We start from the raw sequence: 20,336 nt of genomic DNA, 5'->3' as shown, positions 1-20,336 counted from the left end.
GGCTCAGTGTCCGCGCGAAGCCGTCGGCAGGCGTACCTGCGCAACCGCCATTTCCCACTGTGCGATGCGGCTGAGCGCCTCGTCCCGGCTGATGACCGGGTGGAAGGTACGCGAGGCGCGCCATTGCTGCGCGACCTCGTTTTCGCCACGGTAGAAGCCGGTGGCGATGCCGGCCAAGTAGGCCGCGCCCAGCGCGGTGGTCTCGATGATCTCCGGCCGCACCACCGGAATGCCCAGCAGATCGGCCTGGAACTGCAGCAGCAGGTTGTTGGCCGAGGCGCCGCCATCCACGCGCAGCTCCGAGATGGTGGAGACGGCGTCGCGTGTCATGGCCTGCAGCAGCGCGGTGCTCTGGAAGGCGATCGATTCCAGCGCCGCCCGTGCGATGTGGCCGATGGTCGTGCCGCGCGACAGGCCGACGATGGCGCCCTGTGCGGTCGGGTCCCAGTACGGTGCGCCCAGGCCGGTGAACGACGGCACGAACACCACGCCGCCGGAATCGGGCACCGAGGCGGCCAGGCCTTCCACATCGGCCGAGCGCTGGATGGCGCGCAGGCCGTCGCGCAGCCATTGCACCACCGCACCGCCGACAAACACGCTGCCTTCCAGCGCGTAGCTGCGCTTGGTGCTGCTCTGGCAGGCGGCCGTGCTGATCAGGCCGTTATGCGATTGCACCGCCTTGTCGCCCGTGTTGAGCAGCATGAAGCAGCCGGTGCCGTAGGTGTTCTTGGCCATGCCGGGTTTGAAGCAGGCCTGGCCGAACAGAGCCGATTGCTGGTCGCCCGCAATGCCGCCGATGGTGAGCGAGGCGCCGAGCCAGTCGGCATCGGTCTGGCCGAATTGATAGGCCGACGGATGCACCTCCGGCAGCAGGCTCGGGTGGATGTCGAGCGCGCGCATGAGGTCTTCATCCCACTGGCCGGTGTGGATGTTCCACAGCATCGTGCGCGATGCGTTGGACACGTCGGTCACATGCAGGCGGCCGCGCGTGAGTTGCCACACGAGCCAACTGTCGATCGTGCCGAAGGCGAGTTCGCCACGGGCGGCACGCTCGCGGGCGCCATCGACGTGGTCAAGAATCCAGCGCAGCTTGGTGGCAGAGAAGTACGGATCGATGACCAGGCCGGTGCGCTTGCGCACCTCGTCTTCCAGGCCTTCGGCGCGCAGGCGCTCGCAGATGCTCTCGGTGCGGCGGTCCTGCCACACGATCGCGTTGAAGATGGGTTTGCCCGTGGCGCGTTCCCACACGACGGTGGTCTCGCGCTGGTTGGTGATGCCCAGCGCGGCCATGTCGGCGGCCGTCAGCTTGGCTTGTTCGAGTGCGGCGCGGCAGGTGGCGAGCTGGCTGTTCCAGATGTCGAACGGATCATGCTCTACCCAGCCGGGCTGCGGGAATTGCTGCGGAAACTCCTGCTGGGCGCTGGCCACGATCTGGCCGGCACGGTTGAAGACGATGGCACGTGAGCTGGACGTGCCTTGGTCGAGCGCGAGGAGGTATTCCATAAGACAGATTCAGTAAGCCGCCGGGACAGCGTGAACTGGCCCGGCGGTGGGTGAAGCGGAAGCAGGCATGGTAGCCCGCCGGTCGAGGGTGAGTCGATCCGGCGGAGACCCAAATTAACGAACCTTGCCTTCCTTCCAGGCGGCCAGCAGCTTGTCGTAGGCCACCGTCTCGCCCTTCGGACGCTCGTTGTCGAGCTTCTTCCACGGGGCGTGTTCAGCCGACAGCCACTTGCCTGGATCGCTTTCCGGGTTCAGCTTGGGCGCGCAGTTCTTCATGCCGGCGCGCTGCAGGCGACCCATCACCTGGTCCATTTCCTTGGCCAGGTTGTCCATCGCACCTTGCGGGGTCTTCTCGCCGGTCACGGCCGTGGCGACGTTCTTCCACCAGAGCTGGGCCAGCTTCGGATAGTCGGGCACGTTGTTGCCGGTCGGCGTCCAGGCCACGCGGGCCGGGCTGCGGTAGAACTCGATCAGGCCGCCGTACTTGGCTGCGTTCTTGGTGAAGTAGTCGCTGTGGATGTCCGAGTCACGAATGAACGTGAGCCCGGTGATCGACTTCTTGAGCGACACGGTCTTCGACGTGACGAACTGGGCGTACAGCCAGGCGGCCGAGCGGCGCTCGAACGGGGTGGACTTGAAGAACGTCCACGAACCAACGTCCTGGTAGCCGTTCTGCATGCCGTCCTTCCAGTACGGGCCGTGCGGCGACGGGGCCATGCGCCACTTGGGCGAACCGTCGGTGTTCACGACCGGGCCCGGCTTGGTCATCGGCGCGGTGAAGGCGCTGTACCAGAACACCTGCTGGGCGATGTGGCCTTGCGCGGGCACCGGGCCAGCCTCGTTGAAGGTCATGCCGGTCGCCTCGGGCGGGGCGTACTTCTTCATCCAGTCGATGTACTTGGTGAGGGCGTACACGGCGGCCGGGCTGTTGGTAGCGCCGCCGCGCGAGACCGACGCGCCCACCGGCGCGCAGTTTTCCGCACGGATGCCCCATTCGTCAACCGGCAGGCCGTTCGGGATGCCCTTGTCGGCGGAGCCGGCCATCGACAGCCACGCATCGGTAAAGCGCCAGCCCAGCGACGGGTCCTTCTTGCCGTAGTCCATGTGGCCGTAGACCTTCTTGCCGTCGAGCTCCTTCACGTCGTTGGTGAAGAAGTTGGCGATGTCTTCATAGGCCGTCCAGTTGACGGGCACGCCCAGGTCGTAGCCGTACTTGGCCTTGAACTTGTCCTGCAGGTCCTTGCGGGCGAACCAGTCGGCGCGGAACCAGTACAGGTTGGCGAACTGCTGGTCGGGCAGCTGATACAGCTTGCCGTCCGATGCCGTGGTGAAGCTCGTGCCAATGAAATCCTTCAGGTCCAGGCCCGGGTTGGTGAACTCCTTGCCTTCGCCGGTCATGTAGTCCGACAGCGGCATGATCACGCCGTAGCGGTAGTGCGTGCCGATCAGGTCGGAGTCGGAAATCCAGCCGTCGTAGATGCTCTTGCCCGATTGCATCGAGGTCTGCAGTTTTTCGACGACATCGCCTTCCTGCATGATGTCGTGCTTGACCTTGATGCCGGTGATCTCTTCAAACGCCTTGGCCAGCGTCTTCGATTCATAGGCATGCGTGTCGAGCGTTTCCGACACAACGTGGATCTCGGTCACGCCCTTGGCCTTGAGCTTGGCCGCGGCGTCGATGAACCACTTCATTTCCGCCATCTGCTTGTCTTGCGACAGCGTGCTGGGCTGGAATTCGCTGCTGACCCACTTCTTGGCTTCGGCTTCGCCGGCGTGTGCTGCGCCGACAGCCAGGGCGCTTGCCAGTGCGATGGCACTGATCTGAAGCGTCATGCGCCAGGATGTTTTCATTGGTATCTCCTCGTGCTTTTGTTCTCCCCGCAGCGAAAACATCCGACATTCCGACGCGGGGAGCGTGGTGGAATGCGTGTGCCCGACCATCAATTCGGGCGTGGGGGCATCAGCCCGTGCCGAGGCCCCCGGGACCTGCAAAGACGAATACGAATGCAGTGGCGCCGCATCAAATGCACCACATCAACCACGCCACATTACGATCACCAGTACCACCATCGAGGCGATGAAGCCGCCCCAGGCGCCGGTCTCTTCCGACGTGAACCCGACCCACGCCAGGTTGATGTAGGCAGCGGTCAGCAGCCCGATGAAGAGGCGATCGCCGCGCGTGGTGGCAATGGGCAGAAAGCCCTTGCGCTCCACCGTCGGGCGGGTCACTTCCCACACCGTCATGCTTGCCAGCATCAAGGCGATGCAGCCAAAGAAAGTCGCCACTTCGGGCGTCCAGGCCATCCAGCTGAACATGGCTGTGTCTCCTGTTCTTCTCGTTCTTTAGACGCGGCCCATCGCGAAGCCCTTCGCGATGTAGTTCCGCACAAACCAGATCACCAGCGCGCCCGGAATGATCGTCAGCACACCGGCCGCAGCCAGCACGCCCCAGTCCATGCCAGAAGCCGACACCGTGCGCGTCATCACTGCGGTGATCGGCTTGGCATCGACCGAGGTGAGCGTGCGCGCGAGCAGCAGCTCCACCCAGCTGAACATGAAGCAGAAGAACGCCGTCACGCCCACGCCTGCCTTGATCAGCGGCAGGAAGATCTTCAGGAAGAACGCGGGGAAGCTGTAGCCGTCGATGTAGGCCGTCTCGTCAATCTCGCGCGGGATGCCGGACATGAAGCCTTCCAGAATCCACACCGCCAGCGGCACGTTGAACAGCATGTGCGCCAGCGCCACGCCCAGGTGGGTGTCCATCAGGCCGACCGTCGAATACAGCTGGAAGAACGGCAGCAGGAACACCGCGGGCGGCGTCATCCGGTTGGTCAGCAGCCAGAAGAACATGTGCTTGTCGCCCAGGAAGCGGTAGCGCGAGAAGGCGTAGGCCGCCGGCAGCGCCACCACGGTCGAGAGCACCGTGTTCATCGTCACGTAGATGATGGAGTTGATGTAACCCCAGTACCACGACGGATCGGTAAAGATGATCTTGTAGTTGTCGAACGTGACGAGCTTCGGCCAGATCGAGAAGCCGGCCAGCGTCTCCTCGTTGGTCTTGAGCGACATGCTCAGCATCCAGTACAGCGGCAGCACGGCAAACGCCACGTAGATGACGAGCGTGATCGCGCGGGCGATCTTGCGCTGGTGCTCGTTGTTCTTGCTTGTCGGATTACGCATGGTCGTCTCCCACGGCCGTGCTGGCACTGCCCATGCGCTGCATCCAGTTGTAGAGGACGAAGCAGAACAGCAGAATGATGAGGAAGTACACGATCGAGAACGCCGCCGCCGGGCCCAGATCGAACTGGCCGACCGCCTTCTGCGTCAGGTACTGCGACAGGAAAGTCGTGGCATTGCCGGGGCCGCCGCCGGTGAGCACGAACGGCTCGGTGTAGATCATGAAGCTGTCCATGAAGCGCAGCAGCACGCCGATCATCAGCACGCCACGCATCTTCGGCAGCTGGATGTAGCGGAACACGGCCAGGCGGCTCGCGCCATCAATCTCGGCGGCCTGGTAGAACGCATCCGGAATCGAGCGCAGGCCGGCATAGGCCAGCAGCGCCACCAGTGGCGTCCAGTGCCACACGTCCATGATGAGCACGGTGATCCACGCGTCGAACGAGTGCGACGTGTAGTTGTAGTCGATGCCCATCTGGTTGAGCCAGTAGCCGGCCAGGCCGATGTCCGAGCGCCCGAAGATCTGCCAGATCATGCCGACCACGTTCCAGGGAATCAGCAGCGGCATGGCGAGCACGACCAGCGCCGCCGAGGCCTTCCAGCCCTTGCTCGGCATCGACAGCGCCAGGCCGATGCCCAGCGGAATCTCCACCGCCAGCACGCACAGCGAGAAGATCAGCTGGCGGGTGAGGGCGTCTTGCAGATCGCCATCACGCAGGATCTGGCGGAACCAGTCCACGCCCACGAATACGTGCTGCTCGGGGCTGATGATGTCCTGCACCGAGTAGTTCACCACCGTCATCAGCGGCAGGATGGCGGAGAACGCCACGCACAGGAACACCGGCAGGATCAGGAACCACGCCTTGTTGTTGAGCGGCTTGTTCATCGGCCGATCCTCTCGTCGTCGGAGTAATACAGCGTCTGCGGCGCATCGAGGCGCAGCCACACGCGCGAATCGGTCACGCTCACTTCGTTGGGCAGCTTCGCCTTGATGGGCAGGCCGACCGTGCCGTCGCCATTGCCACCCAGACTGGCCGTCAACAACTGGTGCGTACCCAGTTGCTGCACCTGGTGCACATCCGCCGCCACCGTGCCGACTTCGCCCGGCGTGGCCAGTTGCACAAACTCCGGACGGATACCGAGCTTGAGGGAACCGTTTGCGTTCTTGAGCGTAGACAGCGTGTCGCGGCTCACGGACAGGCGCTGGTCGCCCAGTGCAATCACGTCACCATCCACCGTCACCGGGTAGAGGTTCATGCCCGGGCTGCCGATGAAGTAGCCGACGAAGGTGTGGTCCGGGCGCTCGAACAGCGCTTCCGGCCCGCCTTGTTGCACCACCTTGCCTTCGGTCATGACGACCACCTCGTCGGCAAAGGTCAGCGCCTCCACCTGATCGTGCGTCACGTAGATCAGCGTGAGCTTGAGCTGCTGGTGAATCTTCTTGAGCTGGCGGCGCAGTTGCCACTTCAGGTGCGGGTCGATCACGGTGAGCGGCTCATCGAACAGGATGGCCGCCACGTCCTTGCGCACCAGGCCGCGGCCCAGCGAGATCTTCTGCTTGGCGTCTGCCGCCAGGCCCGAGGCACGGCGCTTGAGCGCGTGCTGCAGCTCCAGGATCTCGGCCACTTCTTCCACGCGCTTCTTCACCTCGGCTTCCGGCGTCTTGCGATTGCGCAGCGGGAAGGCGAGGTTGTCGAACACAGTCATCGTGTCGTAGATGACCGGGAACTGGAACACCTGCGCGATGTTGCGCTCGCGCGGGCTGGCGTGCGTCACGTCCTGGCCGTCAAACAGCACCTGGCCTTCCGACGGCACCAGTAGCCCCGAGATGATGTTCAGCAGCGTGGACTTGCCGCAGCCCGACGGACCCAGCAGCGCGTACGCACCGCCGTCGCGCCACGTCATGTTCATCGGCTGCAGCGCGTAGTCGCTCAGGCTTTGTGGATTGGGGCGGTAGCTGTGCCCCAGGTTACGGAATTCAATGCGCGCCATGTGCGTCTCCCTGCTTGGGCGCGCTCACCAGCTTGCCCGCTTCATCGAACAGGAACAGCTCGGCCGGATCGACAAACACGTCCAGCGCCGCACCCAGCTCGAACTCGTGCACGCCCGGCAACTGCGCGACCAGGCCGATGCTGCTTGCCTGACCGGCGGCATGCGCGCGCACGTGCAGATAGGTTTCGGAGCCTGACAGCTCGGCCAGCTCCACCGCCCCAGGTAGGGCGACGCTGCCGCCGTTGCGCGGCGCCAGGCGGATGTGGCTTGGGCGCAGGCCGATGCGGCAGCGCGTGCCGGCGGCCATCGGCAGCGGACGCGTCCATTGCACATCAATGCCTTGCGGAAGACGGATGTGGTTGCCTTCCGCCACGGTGGCGTCCAGCACGTTCATCGGCGGGTCGTTGAAGATCGCCGCGGCATTGACCGACACCGGCACTTCGTACATATCCAGCGTCGGGCCCGACTGCAGCACGTGCCCTTCATGCATGACGACGGTGTGGCCGCCCAGCAGCAGCGCTTCCTGCGGCTCGGTGGTGGCGTACACCACGGTCGTGCCGCCATCGGCAAACAGCGAGGCCAGCTCGGCGCGCAGCTCTTCGCGCAGCTTGTAGTCGAGGTTGACCAGCGGCTCGTCCAGCAGCACCAGCGGCGCACGCTTGACCAGCGCCCGCGCCAGCGCGCAACGCTGCTGCTGGCCGCCCGACAGCTCGGCCGGCAGACGCTGCAGCAGGTGTTCGATGTGCAGCTTGGCAGCGACGGCGCGCACGCGCGTATCGATCTCGCCCTTGTTGGTGCCCTGCAGACGCAGCGGCGACGCGATGTTGTCGAACACCGTCATCGCCGGGTAGTTGATGAATTGCTGGTACACCATCGCCAGATTGCGATCGCGTACCCCCACGCCCGTCACGTCCTTGCCATCGACCAGCACGCGGCCGGTGGTCGGCCGGTCCAGCCCGGCCATGATGCGCATCAAGGTGGTCTTGCCGGCTTGCGTCGGCCCGAGCAGCACGTTGATCGCGCCGGGCGCCAGCCGCAGGCTGGTCGGGTACAGATGTGTCTGCGCCCCGACCATGGCCGTAACCTGGTCCAGTTCCAGAATCAATTGTGTCTCCCGTCTTTTGCTTCTACTTCTTGATCTGTGTGCGGGCCCCCCGGCCCCGTTACTGCGGTGTCGCCTGCCTCAGGGGGCGCGTTCTGCGACTGGTGCGGCTTCGTTCTCCGGCAGATGCCGCATCAGCCAGCCTTCCAGGCGGCCGCGGTCGGCATCGCTGGCGTGCAGCCCCAGCTTGGTCCGTCGCCACAGGATGTCCTGTGCCGTGCGGGCCCATTCGTGTTCGGTCAGGTAGCGGATTTCCGCTTCATACAGACCAGGCGTCACCTCTGTGCCCAGGTCTTCCAGACGTGCGGCGCCGGCCAGCAGCGTGTTCACGCGCGTGCCGTACTGGTGCGCATAGCGCGTGGCCAGCGAGGTCGGCAGCCAAGGCAAACGTTTTTGCAGGCGCGTCACAAAATCGTCGAAGGTGTATTCGGCAACGAGCTGGCCTGGCGCTTCCAGATCGCCGCCCGGCAGCGATGCAGTCGCCGTCCACGACGGCTTGCCGGCTGCGGGCAGATGCGGCGCCAGTTGGTCCAGCGCTTCCTCGGCCAGCTTGCGGTAGGTCGTGATCTTGCCGCCCCAGACGTTGATGAGCGGTGCGCTGTTGCCGTCGGCGCCGGTCTCGCACTCGACCAGATAGTCGCGCGTGATGGCCGAGGCGTTGGCGGCGCTGTCATCCAGCAGCGGGCGCACCCCCGAGTACGTCCACACCACGTCGGCTGGCGTGAGCTGCTGCGTGAAATAGCGGCTCGCCATTTCGCACAGGTATTGAATCTCGCCAGCGTCGATGGCCACCTGATCGACCGAGCCCTTGTATTCCAGGTCGGTCGTGCCGATCAGCGTGAAATCGTTCTGGTACGGGATCGCAAAGACGATCCGCCCGTCCGGGTTCTGGAAGATATAAGCGAACGGGTGGTCGAACATCCGCCGCACGACGATGTGGCTGCCCTTGATCAGGCGCAGGCCGCGCGTGCTCGGCAGCGCGTGCGCCGAGCGTGCAAAATCTGCTGCCCACGGTCCGGCCGCGTTGACGATGGCCTTGGCGCGTACCGAGCGGATGCCGTCCGGGCCCGCCAACGAGGCATGCCAGCCATCGGCGCGGCGCTCGGCGTTCAGGCAGCGCGTGCGGGTGAGAATCTGCGCGCCGCGGTCGGCCGCGTCGCGGGCGTTGAGCACCACTAGGCGGGCGTCATCGACCCAGCCGTCGGAATAGACGAAGCCGCGCGTGTAACCCGGCTTGAGCGGCTTGCCCGACGGATGCTGCGCCAGCTTGATCGACTTCGAGCCCGGCAGAAAACGCCGGCGCGCCAAGTGGTCATATAAGAAGAGGCCCGCGCGGATCATCCACGCCGGGCGCTGCGCCGCATCGTGCGGCATCACGAAGCGCAGCGGCCACATGATGTGCGGCGCCATGCGCAGCAGCACCTCGCGCTCCTGCAGCGCCTTGCGCACGAGGCTGAATTCGTAATATTCGAGGTAACGCAGCCCGCCGTGGATCAGCTTGGTCGAGGCCGAAGAGGTGTGCTGGGCCAAGTCGTCCTTTTCACACAAGACCACCGACAGGCCACGGCCCACAGCGTCACGCGCGATACCCACGCCGTTGATGCCGCCTCCGACCACCAGCAGATCACAGTCCAGATGCGAAGCGTCAGAGAGTTGCATGGGTTGGAATCTGTTGATTTGCGCGCCAATGCTTGCGAATTCTTGCGAATAGTGACGCGTTCGCGGATAGTGTAGTGAAAGGCGAAAATAAAGCAACATAGGGAATCGCCTAATTCGCTCATATATGTTCGTTTGTGTTCATTTGACGCATTGATGCTTCCCCGCCACCGCCAGATCCTTGAATACGTCCGCCAGCATGGCGATGCCTCCGTCGACGCGCTTGCCCGTGTACTGGGCGTCACCACCCAGACCATCCGCCGCGACATCCGCCAGCTTGAAGACGAGCGCCTGCTCGCGCGCTACCACGGCGGCGTCGGCTTGCCCTCGTCGGTCGAGAACATCGACTACGACCAGCGCCAGGTACTGCATATCGACGCCAAGCGCAGCATTGCCGAAGCCGTCGCCCGCCATGTCGAGCCCGGCCGCTCGCTCATCATCAACATTGGGACGACGACTGAAGAGATCTCCAAGGCACTGGTCGGCCGCAAGGGTTTGCGTGTCATCACCAACAACCTGAACGTCGCTTCCATCCTCTCGGGCAGCCCGGATGCGGAAGTCATCGTCGCCGGCGGCCTGGTGCGCAACCGCGATCGCGGCATCGTCGGCGAGGCCACGATCGACTTCATGAAGCAGTTCCGGGTCGACATCGGCATCATCGGCGTCTCCAGCATCGACGAAGACGGCACGCTGCTCGACTACGACTACCGCGAGGTCCGCGTCGCCCAGGCCATCATCGAACAGTCGCGCGAGGTCTGGCTCGCCGCCGACCATTCCAAGTTCGGCCGCCGCGCCGTGGTGCGTCTCGGTCACATCTCGCAGATCGACAAGTTCTTCACCGACGTGCCGGTGCCCGAGCCGATGGCTGAAGTCTTCCGCGCGGCGGAAGTTGATGTTGTCGTCGCCAGCGAGGCCGGGCAATCCTGAGTGTCTCGTGCGCTCTTGATCTGACGTATCGCCCAGTCTTGTCCCCGTCGACTACAGTGAAATGACAGGGCGCGCACCTTGTGTGCCCAATGCCATCCACATGGCAGTCACCTTGCGGGGCGTCGTGAGCGAGCACTCACAAGCGGCAATCCTTTCGATCTTCGCGGGCATCGTCGTCGAACACGTCGCAGCTTTGCGCGACGCCCTGGTCAAACTGGCGGCGCCCAGGCCTAGCGACGAGGATCTCCACCAATTCCGTGTCACCCTGCGCCGGCTGCGTTCGGCCTGGGTAACGTTCGCCTCCGTCTTGCCTGAAGCATTCGCCGCCGAATGGAAGCCGCGTCTGCGGGCGCTGGCGGCATCCACGGGTCCCGTGCGCGAGTGGGATGTTCTTCTATTGGATTGGCTTCCGGCTGCTCAGCAGTCGCTGGCTGAGGAGGATGAAGCCGGGCACGCATGGCTTACCGCGGCGATTACCAAGGCCAAGGCGGCCCGCAACCGATCGTGGCGATTGCTGCGAGCGGAGTTGGCATCACCTGATGTGCTGAACACGCTCGCTGATCTGGAAAAGGCCGTCGCTCCTTTCCGGCTGGAGGCTGAGGCGGGCCCGTACGCAGACTTCGCCCATGCTCAGGCTCGGGCGCTCAGAAAGAGGCTCATCGACCGGGGGCGCGGTCCGAAGCGTGCGTCGCCCGCGCGCTTGCATCGGGCTCGAATCACCGCGAAGCAATGGCGCTATCTATATGAGGCGTTCTACCTGGCGCTCGGCGTGCAAGCCCCCAAACGCTGCCACGCACATCTGCGTAAGCTGCAGGACGCCCTGGGCGAGGTGCATGACGCGGATATCTCTTTGGAGCATGCGGCCGGGGTAGTAAAGAGTGCGCCACCAGCCTCCATCGTGAGCGCGTTTCACAAGCGCGCCCGCGTCGCCCGAAAGCATGCAGCTTTGCAGCTGCGCTGGATACGCGATCACTCGGTGGTCTAGCCTCTAAAAAAGTGCGGAAAGACCCCACAAAAAGAAAGGGCTTGCGCAGTTCGAAAAACCTGCCTATAGTTCGCCCCTCGCTGCACGACACAGCGCCGAAACGAAAGCGACGGTGGTGGTGTTGGGGCGGTGGAGAAGTAGAGGTGGTGCGGGTTTCCGGCCGATTGGTAGTGATGATCGGGTGGGTGTCGCGGTAGGGAGTTAGCAGCGCGTTGATGATAAAAATTCTTCAGCAAGTTGTTGACAGCGACGAAAAAGCTCTGCATAATCTCGTTTCTCTGCTGCAGCAAACGCAGCGACGCGGTGAACAAAGTTGATCGCGAAGTTCTTTAACAAGCAAACAGCCGATAAGTGTGGGCGCTTAATACTGGGTGCGGCGAATGCAAATTCGCTAGCTTACAAGTAATGAAGTGCTCGCACAGAAGTAAGGTTTGAACGAAAGTTCAAGTCAGATTCTGAGAGTGAGCGACCGCTCGTAAAGAGCGAAAACAGCAGATTGAACTGAAGAGTTTGATCCTGGCTCAGATTGAACGCTGGCGGCATGCCTTACACATGCAAGTCGAACGGCAGCATGATCTAGCTTGCTAGATTGATGGCGAGTGGCGAACGGGTGAGTAATACATCGGAACGTGCCCTGTAGTGGGGGATAACTAGTCGAAAGATTAGCTAATACCGCATACGACCTGAGGGTGAAAGTGGGGGACCGCAAGGCCTCATGCTATAGGAGCGGCCGATGTCTGATTAGCTAGTTGGTGGGGTAAAGGCCCACCAAGGCGACGATCAGTAGCTGGTCTGAGAGGACGATCAGCCACACTGGGACTGAGACACGGCCCAGACTCCTACGGGAGGCAGCAGTGGGGAATTTTGGACAATGGGGGCAACCCTGATCCAGCAATGCCGCGTGTGTGAAGAAGGCCTTCGGGTTGTAAAGCACTTTTGTCCGGAAAGAAATCGCACTTAATAATACTAGGTGTGGATGACGGTACCGGAAGAATAAGGACCGGCTAACTACGTGCCAGCAGCCGCGGTAATACGTAGGGTCCAAGCGTTAATCGGAATTACTGGGCGTAAAGCGTGCGCAGGCGGTTGTGCAAGACCGATGTGAAATCCCCGGGCTTAACCTGGGAATTGCATTGGTGACTGCACGGCTAGAGTGTGTCAGAGGGGGGTAGAATTCCACGTGTAGCAGTGAAATGCGTAGAGATGTGGAGGAATACCGATGGCGAAGGCAGCCCCCTGGGATAACACTGACGCTCATGCACGAAAGCGTGGGGAGCAAACAGGATTAGATACCCTGGTAGTCCACGCCCTAAACGATGTCAACTAGTTGTTGGGGATTCATTTCCTTAGTAACGTAGCTAACGCGTGAAGTTGACCGCCTGGGGAGTACGGTCGCAAGATTAAAACTCAAAGGAATTGACGGGGACCCGCACAAGCGGTGGATGATGTGGATTAATTCGATGCAACGCGAAAAACCTTACCTACCCTTGACATGCCACTAACGAAGCAGAGATGCATTAGGTGCTCGAAAGAGAAAGTGGACACAGGTGCTGCATGGCTGTCGTCAGCTCGTGTCGTGAGATGTTGGGTTAAGTCCCGCAACGAGCGCAACCCTTGTCTCTAGTTGCTACGAAAGGGCACTCTAGAGAGACTGCCGGTGACAAACCGGAGGAAGGTGGGGATGACGTCAAGTCCTCATGGCCCTTATGGGTAGGGCTTCACACGTCATACAATGGTGCATACAGAGGGTTGCCAAGCCGCGAGGTGGAGCTAATCCCAGAAAATGCATCGTAGTCCGGATCGTAGTCTGCAACTCGACTACGTGAAGCTGGAATCGCTAGTAATCGCGGATCAGCATGCCGCGGTGAATACGTTCCCGGGTCTTGTACACACCGCCCGTCACACCATGGGAGTGGGTTTTGCCAGAAGTAGTTAGCCTAACCGTAAGGAGGGCGATTACCACGGCAGGGTTCATGACTGGGGTGAAGTCGTAACAAGGTAGCCGTATCGGAAGGTGCGGCTGGATCACCTCCTTTAAGAGCGTGCATCCGACGTTAGGCGTCCACACTTATCGGTTTGTTTGATGTTACAGCCAAGGGTCTGTAGCTCAGGTGGTTAGAGCACCGTCTTGATAAGGCGGGGGTCGTAGGTTCAAGTCCTACCAGACCCACCAAGTTACGGACGGTGGAAGAAGTTCTCTGCCGTGACTGGGGGATTAGCTCAGCTGGGAGAGCACCTGCTTTGCAAGCAGGGGGTCGTCGGTTCGATCCCGTCATCCTCCACCAAAACCTTTTGGTTACCAAACGCAAGCATCGACGAAGTGATGTCGATGGTGTTTGCGTTTGGCCTAGCCAAGACGAGCGTAAAAGTTCGGCTGTTCTTTAACAATATGGAATGTAGTAAAGGTGTCGCGGAGCATTGATGAGATGCTCGGTAGTAACGCGACACTGGGTTGTGATTGTATCAACCAGTATTACCAGAGCAATCGAAAGATTGTCTTGGAATACGGCACAACGCGAGAACTCAGCCTGTAACGAGACATACTCGTTATAGGGTCAAGCGAATAAGTGCATGTGGTGGATGCCTTGGCGATTACAGGCGATGAAGGACGTAGTAGCCTGCGAAAAGCTGCGGGGAGCTGGCAAACAAGCTTTGATCCGCAGATGTCCGAATGGGGAAACCCGGCCCGAATGGGTCATCTGTTACTGAATACATAGGTAACAGAAGCGAACGCAGCGAACTGAAACATCTAAGTAGCTGCAGGAACAGAAATCAACCGAGATTCCCAAAGTAGTGGCGAGCGAAATGGGATCAGCCTTGTACTCTTTAGCAGTATTGTTAGCGGAACGGAATGGAAAGTCCGGCCATAGCGGGTGATAGCCCCGTACGCGAAAACAGTATTGTGGAACTAGGTGTACGACAAGTAGGGCGGGACACGTGAAATCCTGTCTGAAGATGGGGGGACCATCCTCCAAGGCTAAATACTCGTAATCGACCGATAGTGAACCAGTACCGTGAGGGAAAGGCGAAAAGAACCCCGGGAGGGGAGTGAAATAGATCCTGAAACCGCATGCATACAAACAGTCGGAGCCTGGAAACGGGTGACGGCGTACCTTTTGTATAATGGGTCAGCGACTTACATTCAGTGGCAAGCTTAACCGATTAGGGAAGGCGTAGCGAAAGCGAGTCCGAATAGGGCGTTCAGTCGCTGGGTGTAGACCCGAAACCAAGTGATCTATCCATGGCCAGGTTGAAGGTGCGGTAACACGTACTGGAGGACCGAACCCACTAACGTTGAAAAGTTAGGGGATGAGCTGTGGATAGGGGTGAAAGGCTAAACAAACTTGGAAATAGCTGGTTCTCTCCGAAAACTATTTAGGTAGTGCCTCGTGTCTCACCTTCGGGGGTAGAGCACTGTCATGGTTGGGGGGTCTATTGCTGATTACCCCGCCATAGCAAACTCCGAATACCGAAGAGTGCAATCACGGGAGACAGACATCGGGTGCTAACGTCCGGTGTCAAGAGGGAAACAACCCAGACCGCCAGCTAAGGTCCCTAAATATTGCTAAGTGGGAAACGAAGTGGGAAGGCTAAAACAGTCAGGAGGTTGGCTTAGAAGCAGCCACCCTTTAAAGAAAGCGTAATAGCTCACTGATCGAGTCGTCCTGCGCGGAAGATGTAACGGGGCTAAGCAATATACCGAAGCTGCGGATGCACGTAAGTGCATGGTAGGAGAGCGTTCTGTAAGCCTGTGAAGGTGTCTTGTAAAGGATGCTGGAGGTATCAGAAGTGCGAATGCTGACATGAGTAGCGATAAAGGGGGTGAAAGGCCCCCTCGCCGTAAGCCCAAGGTTTCCTACGCAACGTTCATCGGCGTAGGGTGAGTCGGCCCCTAAGGCGAGGCAGAGATGCGTAGCTGATGGGAAGCAGGTTAATATTCCTGCACCGTCGTATGATGCGATGGGGGGACGGATCGCGGAAGGTTGTCCGGGTGTTGGATGTCCCGGTCCCTGCATTGGAGATGGCACTTAGGCAAATCCGGGTGCGTGATTCAAGGGTGTGGGGCGAGCGACTTTAGGTCGCGAAGCAATTGGAAGTGGTTCCAAGAAAAGCCTCTAAGCTTCAGTCATACGAGACCGTACCGCAAACCGACACAGGTGGGCGAGATGAGTATTCTAAGGCGCTTGAGAGAACTCGGGAGAAGGAACTCGGCAAATTGGTACCGTAACTTCGGGATAAGGTACGCCCTTGTAGTTTGACTGGCTCGCGCCAGAAGGACGAAGGGGTTGCAATAAAATGGTGGCTGCGACTGTTTAATAAAAACACAGCACTCTGCAAACACGAAAGTGGACGTATAGGGTGTGACGCCTGCCCGGTGCCGGAAGATTAAATGATGGGGTGCAAGCTCTTGATTGAAGTCCCGGTAAACGGCGGCCGTAACTATAACGGTCCTAAGGTAGCGAAATTCCTTGTCGGGTAAGTTCCGACCTGCACGAATGGCGTAACGATGGCCACACTGTCTCCTCCCGAGACTCAGCGAAGTTGAAGTGTTTGTGATGATGCAATCTCCCCGCGGCTAGACGGAAAGACCCCATGAACCTTTACTGTAGCTTTGCATTGGACTTTGAACCGATCTGTGTAGGATAGGTGGGAGGCTTTGAAACCGGGACGCTAGTTTCGGTGGAGCCGACCTTGAAATACCACCCTGGTTTGTTTGAGGTTCTAACCTTGGCCCGTGAATCCGGGTCGGGGACAGTGCATGGTAGGCAGTTTGACTGGGGCGGTCTCCTCCCAAAGTGTAACGGAGGAGTTCGAAGGTACGCTTGGTACGGTCGGACATCGTACCTAAAGTGCAATGGCAAAAGCGTGCTTAACTGCGAGACCGACAAGTCGAGCAGGTGCGAAAGCAGGACATAGTGATCCGGTGGTTCTGTATGGAAGGGCCATCGCTCAACGGATAAAAGGTACTCTGGGGATAACAGGCTGATACCGCCCAAGAGTTCATATCGACGGCGGTGTTTGGCACCTCGATGTCGGCTCATCTCATCCTGGGGCTGTAGCCGGTCCCAAGGGTATGGCTGTTCGCCATTTAAAGAGGTACGTGAGCTGGGTTTAAAACGTCGTGAGACAGTTTGGTCCCTATCTGCCGTGGGCGTTGGAATCTTGACGGGGGCTGCTCCTAGTACGAGAGGACCGGAGTGGACGTACCGCTGGTGTACCTGTTGTCTCGCCAGAGGCATCGCAGGGTAGCTATGTACGGAAGAGATAACCGCTGAAAGCATCTAAGCGGGAAACTTGCCTGAAGATGAGGATTCCCTGGAGACTTGATCTCCCTGAAGGGTCGTTCGAGACCAGGACGTTGATAGGCTGGGTGTGGAAGCGCAGTAATGCGTTCAGCTAACCAGTACTAATTGCCCGTGCGGCTTGATCCTATAACCGGTATGTTTCCGGCTGAGTCTGCCTTGTGCCTGATACACAAACACAACCTGAACTACATTCCCATATTGGCGGCGTTGACCACTGAGTCAGCGACGCGACAAGTCATAGCCTGGTGACCATAGCGAGTCGGTACCACCCCTTCCCATCCCGAACAGGACCGTGAAACGACTCCGCGCCGATGATAGTGCGGATTCCCGTGTGAAAGTAGGTCATCGCCAGGCTCTCCCATAAAACACCCCAGCTCAACCCGAGCTGGGGTGTTTGCTTTTACGCCTCCCAAACGCAGCACCACCGCTGCCTCCCTGCCGCAACAGCCCAAAAGAAAAGCCACCCAACGGGTGGCTTCTTGCGCTTGCGCACCAGATCCGCCCAGCTACACCGCCAGGAACCGCTCCACCAGCCTCACCCAGTACGTCGCCCCCAACGGCAGCAGCTCGTCGTTGAAGTCGTAACTCGGGTTGTGCAGCATGCAGGGGCCTAGACCGTGGCTGTAAAGCCATTTGTAGCCGTGCCTTGGCCCGAGCGCTCTTCTCGAGTCGCCGGGTTCCCTGCGGTAGTGCGATGGTGGGCGCTTCAGATTTGGGATGCCTAAGGGTGAGAGCATATGCAAGTTTCGTTATGCGATTTCATCAAGCGCCGCTTGACAAGGTGCCTCGATGGTCCCATAATCGCAAGTTCTCTTCGGAGAGGTGCCCGAGTGGCTAAAGGGGGCAGACTGTAAATCTGTTGGCTTACGCCTACGCTGGTTCGAATCCAGCCCTCTCCACCAGAATTAAGCAGTGAGTTCGGTCCTTAGCCAGGGCCGAATGGCAAGGGAAGAAGTAACCCGGGCGGGTGTAGCTCAATGGTAGAGCAGAAGCCTTCCAAGCTTACGACGAGGGTTCGATTCCCTTCACCCGCTCCACTCACTGTTAAGCAGCAAGTTTTGCCCATGTGGCTCAGTGGTAGAGCACTCCCTTGGTAAGGGAGAGGTCGGCAGTTCGATCCTGCCCATGGGCACCACGCATCCACCAACCCAAATCGCTACCGAGACAGGAGTCGCGTCATGGCAAAGGAAAAGTTCGAGCGGACCAAGCCGCACGTGAACGTTGGGACGATTGGTCACGTTGACCACGGCAAGACGACGCTGACCGCAGCGATCGCAACCGTGCTGTCGAGCAAGTTCGGTGGTACCGCCAAGAAGTACGACGAAATCGACGCAGCGCCGGAAGAAAAGGCACGCGGCATCACGATCAACACCGCGCACATCGAGTACGAGACGGCTAACCGTCACTACGCGCACGTTGACTGCCCGGGCCACGCCGACTACGTCAAGAACATGATCACCGGTGCCGCCCAGATGGACGGCGCCATCCTGGTGTGCTCGGCCGCTGACGGCCCGATGCCGCAAACGCGTGAGCACATCCTGCTGGCCCGCCAAGTGGGCGTGCCGTACATCATCGTCTTCCTGAACAAGTGCGACATGGTGGACGACGCTGAGCTGCTGGAACTGGTCGAGATGGAAGTGCGCGAACTTCTGTCGAAGTACGAGTTCCCGGGCGACGACACCCCGATCATCAAGGGTTCGGCCAAGCTGGCGCTGGAAGGCGACAAGGGCGAGCTGGGCGAAGTGGCCATCATGAACCTGGCCGACGCACTGGATACCTACATCCCGACGCCGGAGCGCGCTGTTGACGGTACGTTCCTGATGCCGGTGGAAGACGTGTTCTCGATCTCGGGTCGCGGCACCGTGGTGACCGGCCGTATCGAGCGCGGCATCATCAAGGTCGGCGAAGAAATCGAAATCGTCGGTATCGCGATGGACGGCGACAAGCCGAAGATCGACAAGACGACCTGCACGGGCGTGGAAATGTTCCGCAAGCTGCTCGACCAAGGTCAGGCAGGCGACAACGTCGGTATTCTGCTGCGCGGCACGAAGCGTGAAGACGTTCAGCGTGGTCAAGTGCTGGCCAAGCCGGGTTCGATCAAGCCGCACACGGAATTCACGGGCGAGGTCTACATCTTGTCGAAGGACGAAGGTGGTCGTCACACCCCGTTCTTCAACAACTACCGCCCGCAGTTCTACTTCCGTACGACGGACGTGACTGGCTCGATCGCTCTGCCGGAAGGCAAGGAAATGGTCATGCCGGGTGACAACGTGTCGATCACCGTCAAGCTGATCGCCCCGATCGCCATGGAAGAAGGCCTGCGCTTCGCTATCCGCGAAGGTGGCCGTACCGTGGGTGCTGGCGTCGTCGCCAAGATCATCAAGTAAGTGCTGTAACTCTTCCGTGCGGCTGCCAACCGGCCGCACGTGAAGTGCCAGAGTGGGGTTGACCGAATGGCAACCCCAATGCTGTTTTAGGGGTATAGCTCAACTGGCAGAGCGTCGGTCTCCAAAACCGAAGGTTGGGGGTTCGATTCCCTCTGCCCCTGCCAATTCATCAGCCGCGTAGCGCGATTGCGCGCCACGCGGCTTGTCTCGTTTGGGAAACATGGCCAATCCGAACGTCGAAACCGTTAACACCGCCAGCGGCAAGTGGCTGCTGGGCGTGGCGTTCCTGCTTGTGGTCGCCGGGGTGATCGGTTTTTATCTGCTGGCACAGCAGCCAAGTTACGTCCGAGCTGCCTCGCTGATTGGCGGGCTGGTGTTGGGCGCTGGTGTCGCATTGGTGTCCGCGCCTGGGCAGAGCTTTATCGAATTTGCCCGCGAGTCGTACCGCGAAGTTCGCAAGGTCGTTTGGCCGACTCGCAAGGAAGCTGGGCAGATGACCGGTCTGGTGTTTGCCTTCGTGGTGATCATGGCCTTGTTCCTGTGGTCTGCGGACAAGCTCATCGAGTGGGTGATCTTCTCGCTCGTGTTGGGCTGGAAATAATCGGGTGAAGCCATGACGGATAACGTAGCGAACGACACGTCCACGGATTCGTCCGCACCGGCCTCGAAGAAGCGCTGGTATGTCGTGCATGCCTACTCAGGCATGGAAAAGAGCGTGCAACGCGCGCTGCAGGAGCGCATTGAGCGCGAAGGTCTGCAACATCTGTTCGGCCAAATTCTGGTGCCGTCGGAAGAGGTGATGGAGAGCAAGAGCGGTCGTAAGACTGTGACCGAGCGCCGCCTTTTCCCGGGCTATGTCTTTGTCGAAATGGAGATGACCGACGAGACCTGGCACTTGGTCAAGAACACGGCCAAGGTGACGGGATTCATCGGTGGTACGGGCAATCGGCCCTCGCCGATCTCCAAGGGTGAAGTCGACAAGATCATGGCGCAGATCCAGGAAGGCGTCGAAAAGCCGCGTCCCAAGACGCTGTTCGAGGTGGGCGAGATGGTGCGCGTGAAAGAAGGCCCGTTCACCGACTTCAACGGCAACGTCGAGGAAGTGAATTACGAGAAGTCGCGTCTGCGCGTCTCCGTGACGATCTTCGGGCGTGCAACGCCGGTCGAACTCGAGTTCGGTCAGGTCGAGAAGGTGTGAAGCATTGGGTGCGGGGGCGTAAGCCGCCGCGCCAGTCGCCCGGTCCACTGGACTTGGCGGGCAACGGCGGCGAAGCCGCCCGTGCCAACAGAGGAGCGTCAGC

The 20,336-nt window shown here is 60.5% G+C and carries 13 protein-coding genes, 6 tRNA genes and 3 rRNA genes; 14 read left to right on the top strand and 8 right to left on the bottom strand.

The window, feature by feature from the left end:
• Positions 1-3: 3 nt before the first annotated feature.
• The 8 genes from glpK to glpD form a co-directional block, all read right to left on the bottom strand.
• Entirely contained in the window at positions 4-1,503 is a 1,500-nt protein-coding gene (gene glpK / locus ACS13N_RS05800) for a glycerol kinase GlpK (protein ID WP_438930768.1), read from the bottom strand.
• A 114-nt stretch (positions 1,504-1,617) separates the two neighbouring features.
• Complete coding sequence (locus ACS13N_RS05795) at positions 1,618-3,354, bottom strand: ABC transporter substrate-binding protein (protein ID WP_438930767.1); 1,737 nt, start codon at positions 3,352-3,354, stop codon at positions 1,618-1,620.
• Positions 3,355-3,537: 183 nt separating this feature from the next.
• Positions 3,538-3,819, bottom strand: a complete 282-nt coding sequence (locus ACS13N_RS05790) for a DUF2160 domain-containing protein (protein WP_438930766.1) — start codon at positions 3,817-3,819, stop codon at positions 3,538-3,540.
• 27 nt (positions 3,820-3,846) lie between these two features.
• Positions 3,847-4,683, bottom strand: coding sequence for a carbohydrate ABC transporter permease (locus ACS13N_RS05785; protein ID WP_064805496.1), 837 nt, complete (start codon positions 4,681-4,683; stop codon positions 3,847-3,849).
• Positions 4,676-5,566, bottom strand: coding sequence for a carbohydrate ABC transporter permease (locus ACS13N_RS05780; RefSeq protein WP_438930765.1), 891 nt, complete (start codon positions 5,564-5,566; stop codon positions 4,676-4,678). The genes ACS13N_RS05785 and ACS13N_RS05780 overlap by 8 nt, the downstream gene beginning before the upstream one ends.
• Positions 5,563-6,672, bottom strand: coding sequence for an ABC transporter ATP-binding protein (locus ACS13N_RS05775; protein ID WP_438930764.1), 1,110 nt, complete (start codon positions 6,670-6,672; stop codon positions 5,563-5,565). Before ACS13N_RS05775 ends, ACS13N_RS05780 begins: the two co-directional genes overlap by 4 nt.
• Positions 6,659-7,777: an ABC transporter ATP-binding protein gene (locus ACS13N_RS05770; RefSeq protein WP_438930763.1), complete on the bottom strand. Its 1,119-nt coding sequence runs from the start codon at positions 7,775-7,777 to the stop codon at positions 6,659-6,661. The genes ACS13N_RS05775 and ACS13N_RS05770 overlap by 14 nt, the downstream gene beginning before the upstream one ends.
• A 78-nt stretch (positions 7,778-7,855) precedes the next feature.
• Positions 7,856-9,433 (bottom strand): glycerol-3-phosphate dehydrogenase, encoded by a 1,578-nt coding sequence (gene glpD, locus ACS13N_RS05765; RefSeq protein ID WP_438930762.1) that lies wholly within the window; start codon positions 9,431-9,433, stop codon positions 7,856-7,858.
• A 153-nt stretch (positions 9,434-9,586) separates the two neighbouring features.
• On the opposite strand from glpD, the gene ACS13N_RS05760 reads away from it, so the two are divergent.
• The 14 genes from ACS13N_RS05760 (at position 9,587) to nusG (ending at position 20,233) form a co-directional block, all read left to right on the top strand.
• Complete coding sequence (locus ACS13N_RS05760; RefSeq protein WP_438930761.1) at positions 9,587-10,357, top strand: DeoR/GlpR family DNA-binding transcription regulator; 771 nt, start codon at positions 9,587-9,589, stop codon at positions 10,355-10,357.
• 124 nt (positions 10,358-10,481) lie between these two features.
• The gene (locus tag ACS13N_RS05755) at positions 10,482-11,342 is read left to right on the top strand and encodes a CHAD domain-containing protein (RefSeq protein WP_438932797.1); all 861 of its coding nucleotides are present in this window, start codon (positions 10,482-10,484) and stop codon (positions 11,340-11,342) included.
• Between the two features lie 498 nt (positions 11,343-11,840).
• Positions 11,841-13,378 (top strand): 16S ribosomal RNA (locus ACS13N_RS05750).
• Positions 13,379-13,438: 60 nt separating this feature from the next.
• A tRNA-Ile gene (locus ACS13N_RS05745) sits at positions 13,439-13,515 on the top strand.
• A 36-nt stretch (positions 13,516-13,551) separates the two neighbouring features.
• A tRNA-Ala gene (locus ACS13N_RS05740) sits at positions 13,552-13,627 on the top strand.
• A gap of 268 nt (positions 13,628-13,895) precedes the next feature.
• Positions 13,896-16,774 (top strand): 23S ribosomal RNA (locus ACS13N_RS05735).
• Positions 16,775-16,889: 115 nt separating this feature from the next.
• Positions 16,890-17,002: ribosomal RNA gene (rrf, locus tag ACS13N_RS05730) — 5S ribosomal RNA — on the top strand.
• Together the 16S, 23S and 5S rRNA genes with 5 tRNA genes alongside form the textbook arrangement of a ribosomal RNA operon.
• 462 nt (positions 17,003-17,464) lie before the next feature.
• A tRNA-Tyr gene (locus tag ACS13N_RS05725) sits at positions 17,465-17,550 on the top strand.
• A 61-nt stretch (positions 17,551-17,611) separates the two neighbouring features.
• Positions 17,612-17,685: transfer RNA gene (locus ACS13N_RS05720), tRNA-Gly, on the top strand.
• Positions 17,686-17,708: 23 nt separating this feature from the next.
• Positions 17,709-17,783, top strand: a tRNA-Thr gene (locus ACS13N_RS05715).
• A 43-nt stretch (positions 17,784-17,826) separates the two neighbouring features.
• On the top strand, positions 17,827-19,035 hold the full coding sequence (gene tuf, locus ACS13N_RS05710) for an elongation factor Tu (protein WP_039601006.1): 1,209 nt from the start codon (positions 17,827-17,829) through the stop codon (positions 19,033-19,035).
• 88 nt (positions 19,036-19,123) lie between these two features.
• Positions 19,124-19,199, top strand: a tRNA-Trp gene (locus ACS13N_RS05705).
• Positions 19,200-19,255: 56 nt separating this feature from the next.
• A complete protein-coding gene (secE, locus tag ACS13N_RS05700; RefSeq protein WP_438930760.1) occupies positions 19,256-19,636 on the top strand; it encodes a preprotein translocase subunit SecE in 381 nt (126 codons plus the stop codon).
• Between the two features lie 12 nt (positions 19,637-19,648).
• Entirely contained in the window at positions 19,649-20,233 is a 585-nt protein-coding gene (gene nusG, locus ACS13N_RS05695; RefSeq protein ID WP_199032108.1) for a transcription termination/antitermination protein NusG, read from the top strand.
• Positions 20,234-20,336 lie beyond the last annotated feature (103 nt).

Source organism: Ralstonia sp. 24A2, assembly GCF_051783885.1.
GTDB lineage: Bacteria > Pseudomonadota > Gammaproteobacteria > Burkholderiales > Burkholderiaceae > Ralstonia.
The sequence above is the reverse complement of the archived record's forward strand: the minus strand, read 5'-3'. Positions and strand labels throughout refer to the sequence as shown.

Excerpts from the sequence above, each read along its gene's own strand:
- ACS13N_RS05760 (WP_438930761.1), top strand. The coding sequence starts at position 9,587 with ATGCTTCCCCGCCACCGCCAGATCCTTGAATACGTCCGCCAGCATGGC.
- glpK (WP_438930768.1), bottom strand. The coding sequence starts at position 1,503 with ATGGAATACCTCCTCGCGCTCGACCAAGGCACGTCCAGCTCACGTGCC.
- ACS13N_RS05775 (WP_438930764.1), bottom strand. The coding sequence starts at position 6,672 with ATGGCGCGCATTGAATTCCGTAACCTGGGGCACAGCTACCGCCCCAAT.
- secE (WP_438930760.1), top strand. The coding sequence starts at position 19,256 with ATGGCCAATCCGAACGTCGAAACCGTTAACACCGCCAGCGGCAAGTGG.
- ACS13N_RS05795 (WP_438930767.1), bottom strand. The coding sequence starts at position 3,354 with ATGAAAACATCCTGGCGCATGACGCTTCAGATCAGTGCCATCGCACTG.
- tuf (WP_039601006.1), top strand. The coding sequence starts at position 17,827 with ATGGCAAAGGAAAAGTTCGAGCGGACCAAGCCGCACGTGAACGTTGGG.
- glpD (WP_438930762.1), bottom strand. The coding sequence starts at position 9,433 with ATGCAACTCTCTGACGCTTCGCATCTGGACTGTGATCTGCTGGTGGTC.
- ACS13N_RS05785 (WP_064805496.1), bottom strand. The coding sequence starts at position 4,683 with ATGCGTAATCCGACAAGCAAGAACAACGAGCACCAGCGCAAGATCGCC.
- nusG (WP_199032108.1), top strand. The coding sequence starts at position 19,649 with ATGACGGATAACGTAGCGAACGACACGTCCACGGATTCGTCCGCACCG.
- ACS13N_RS05780 (WP_438930765.1), bottom strand. The coding sequence starts at position 5,566 with ATGAACAAGCCGCTCAACAACAAGGCGTGGTTCCTGATCCTGCCGGTG.
- ACS13N_RS05790 (WP_438930766.1), bottom strand. The coding sequence starts at position 3,819 with ATGTTCAGCTGGATGGCCTGGACGCCCGAAGTGGCGACTTTCTTTGGC.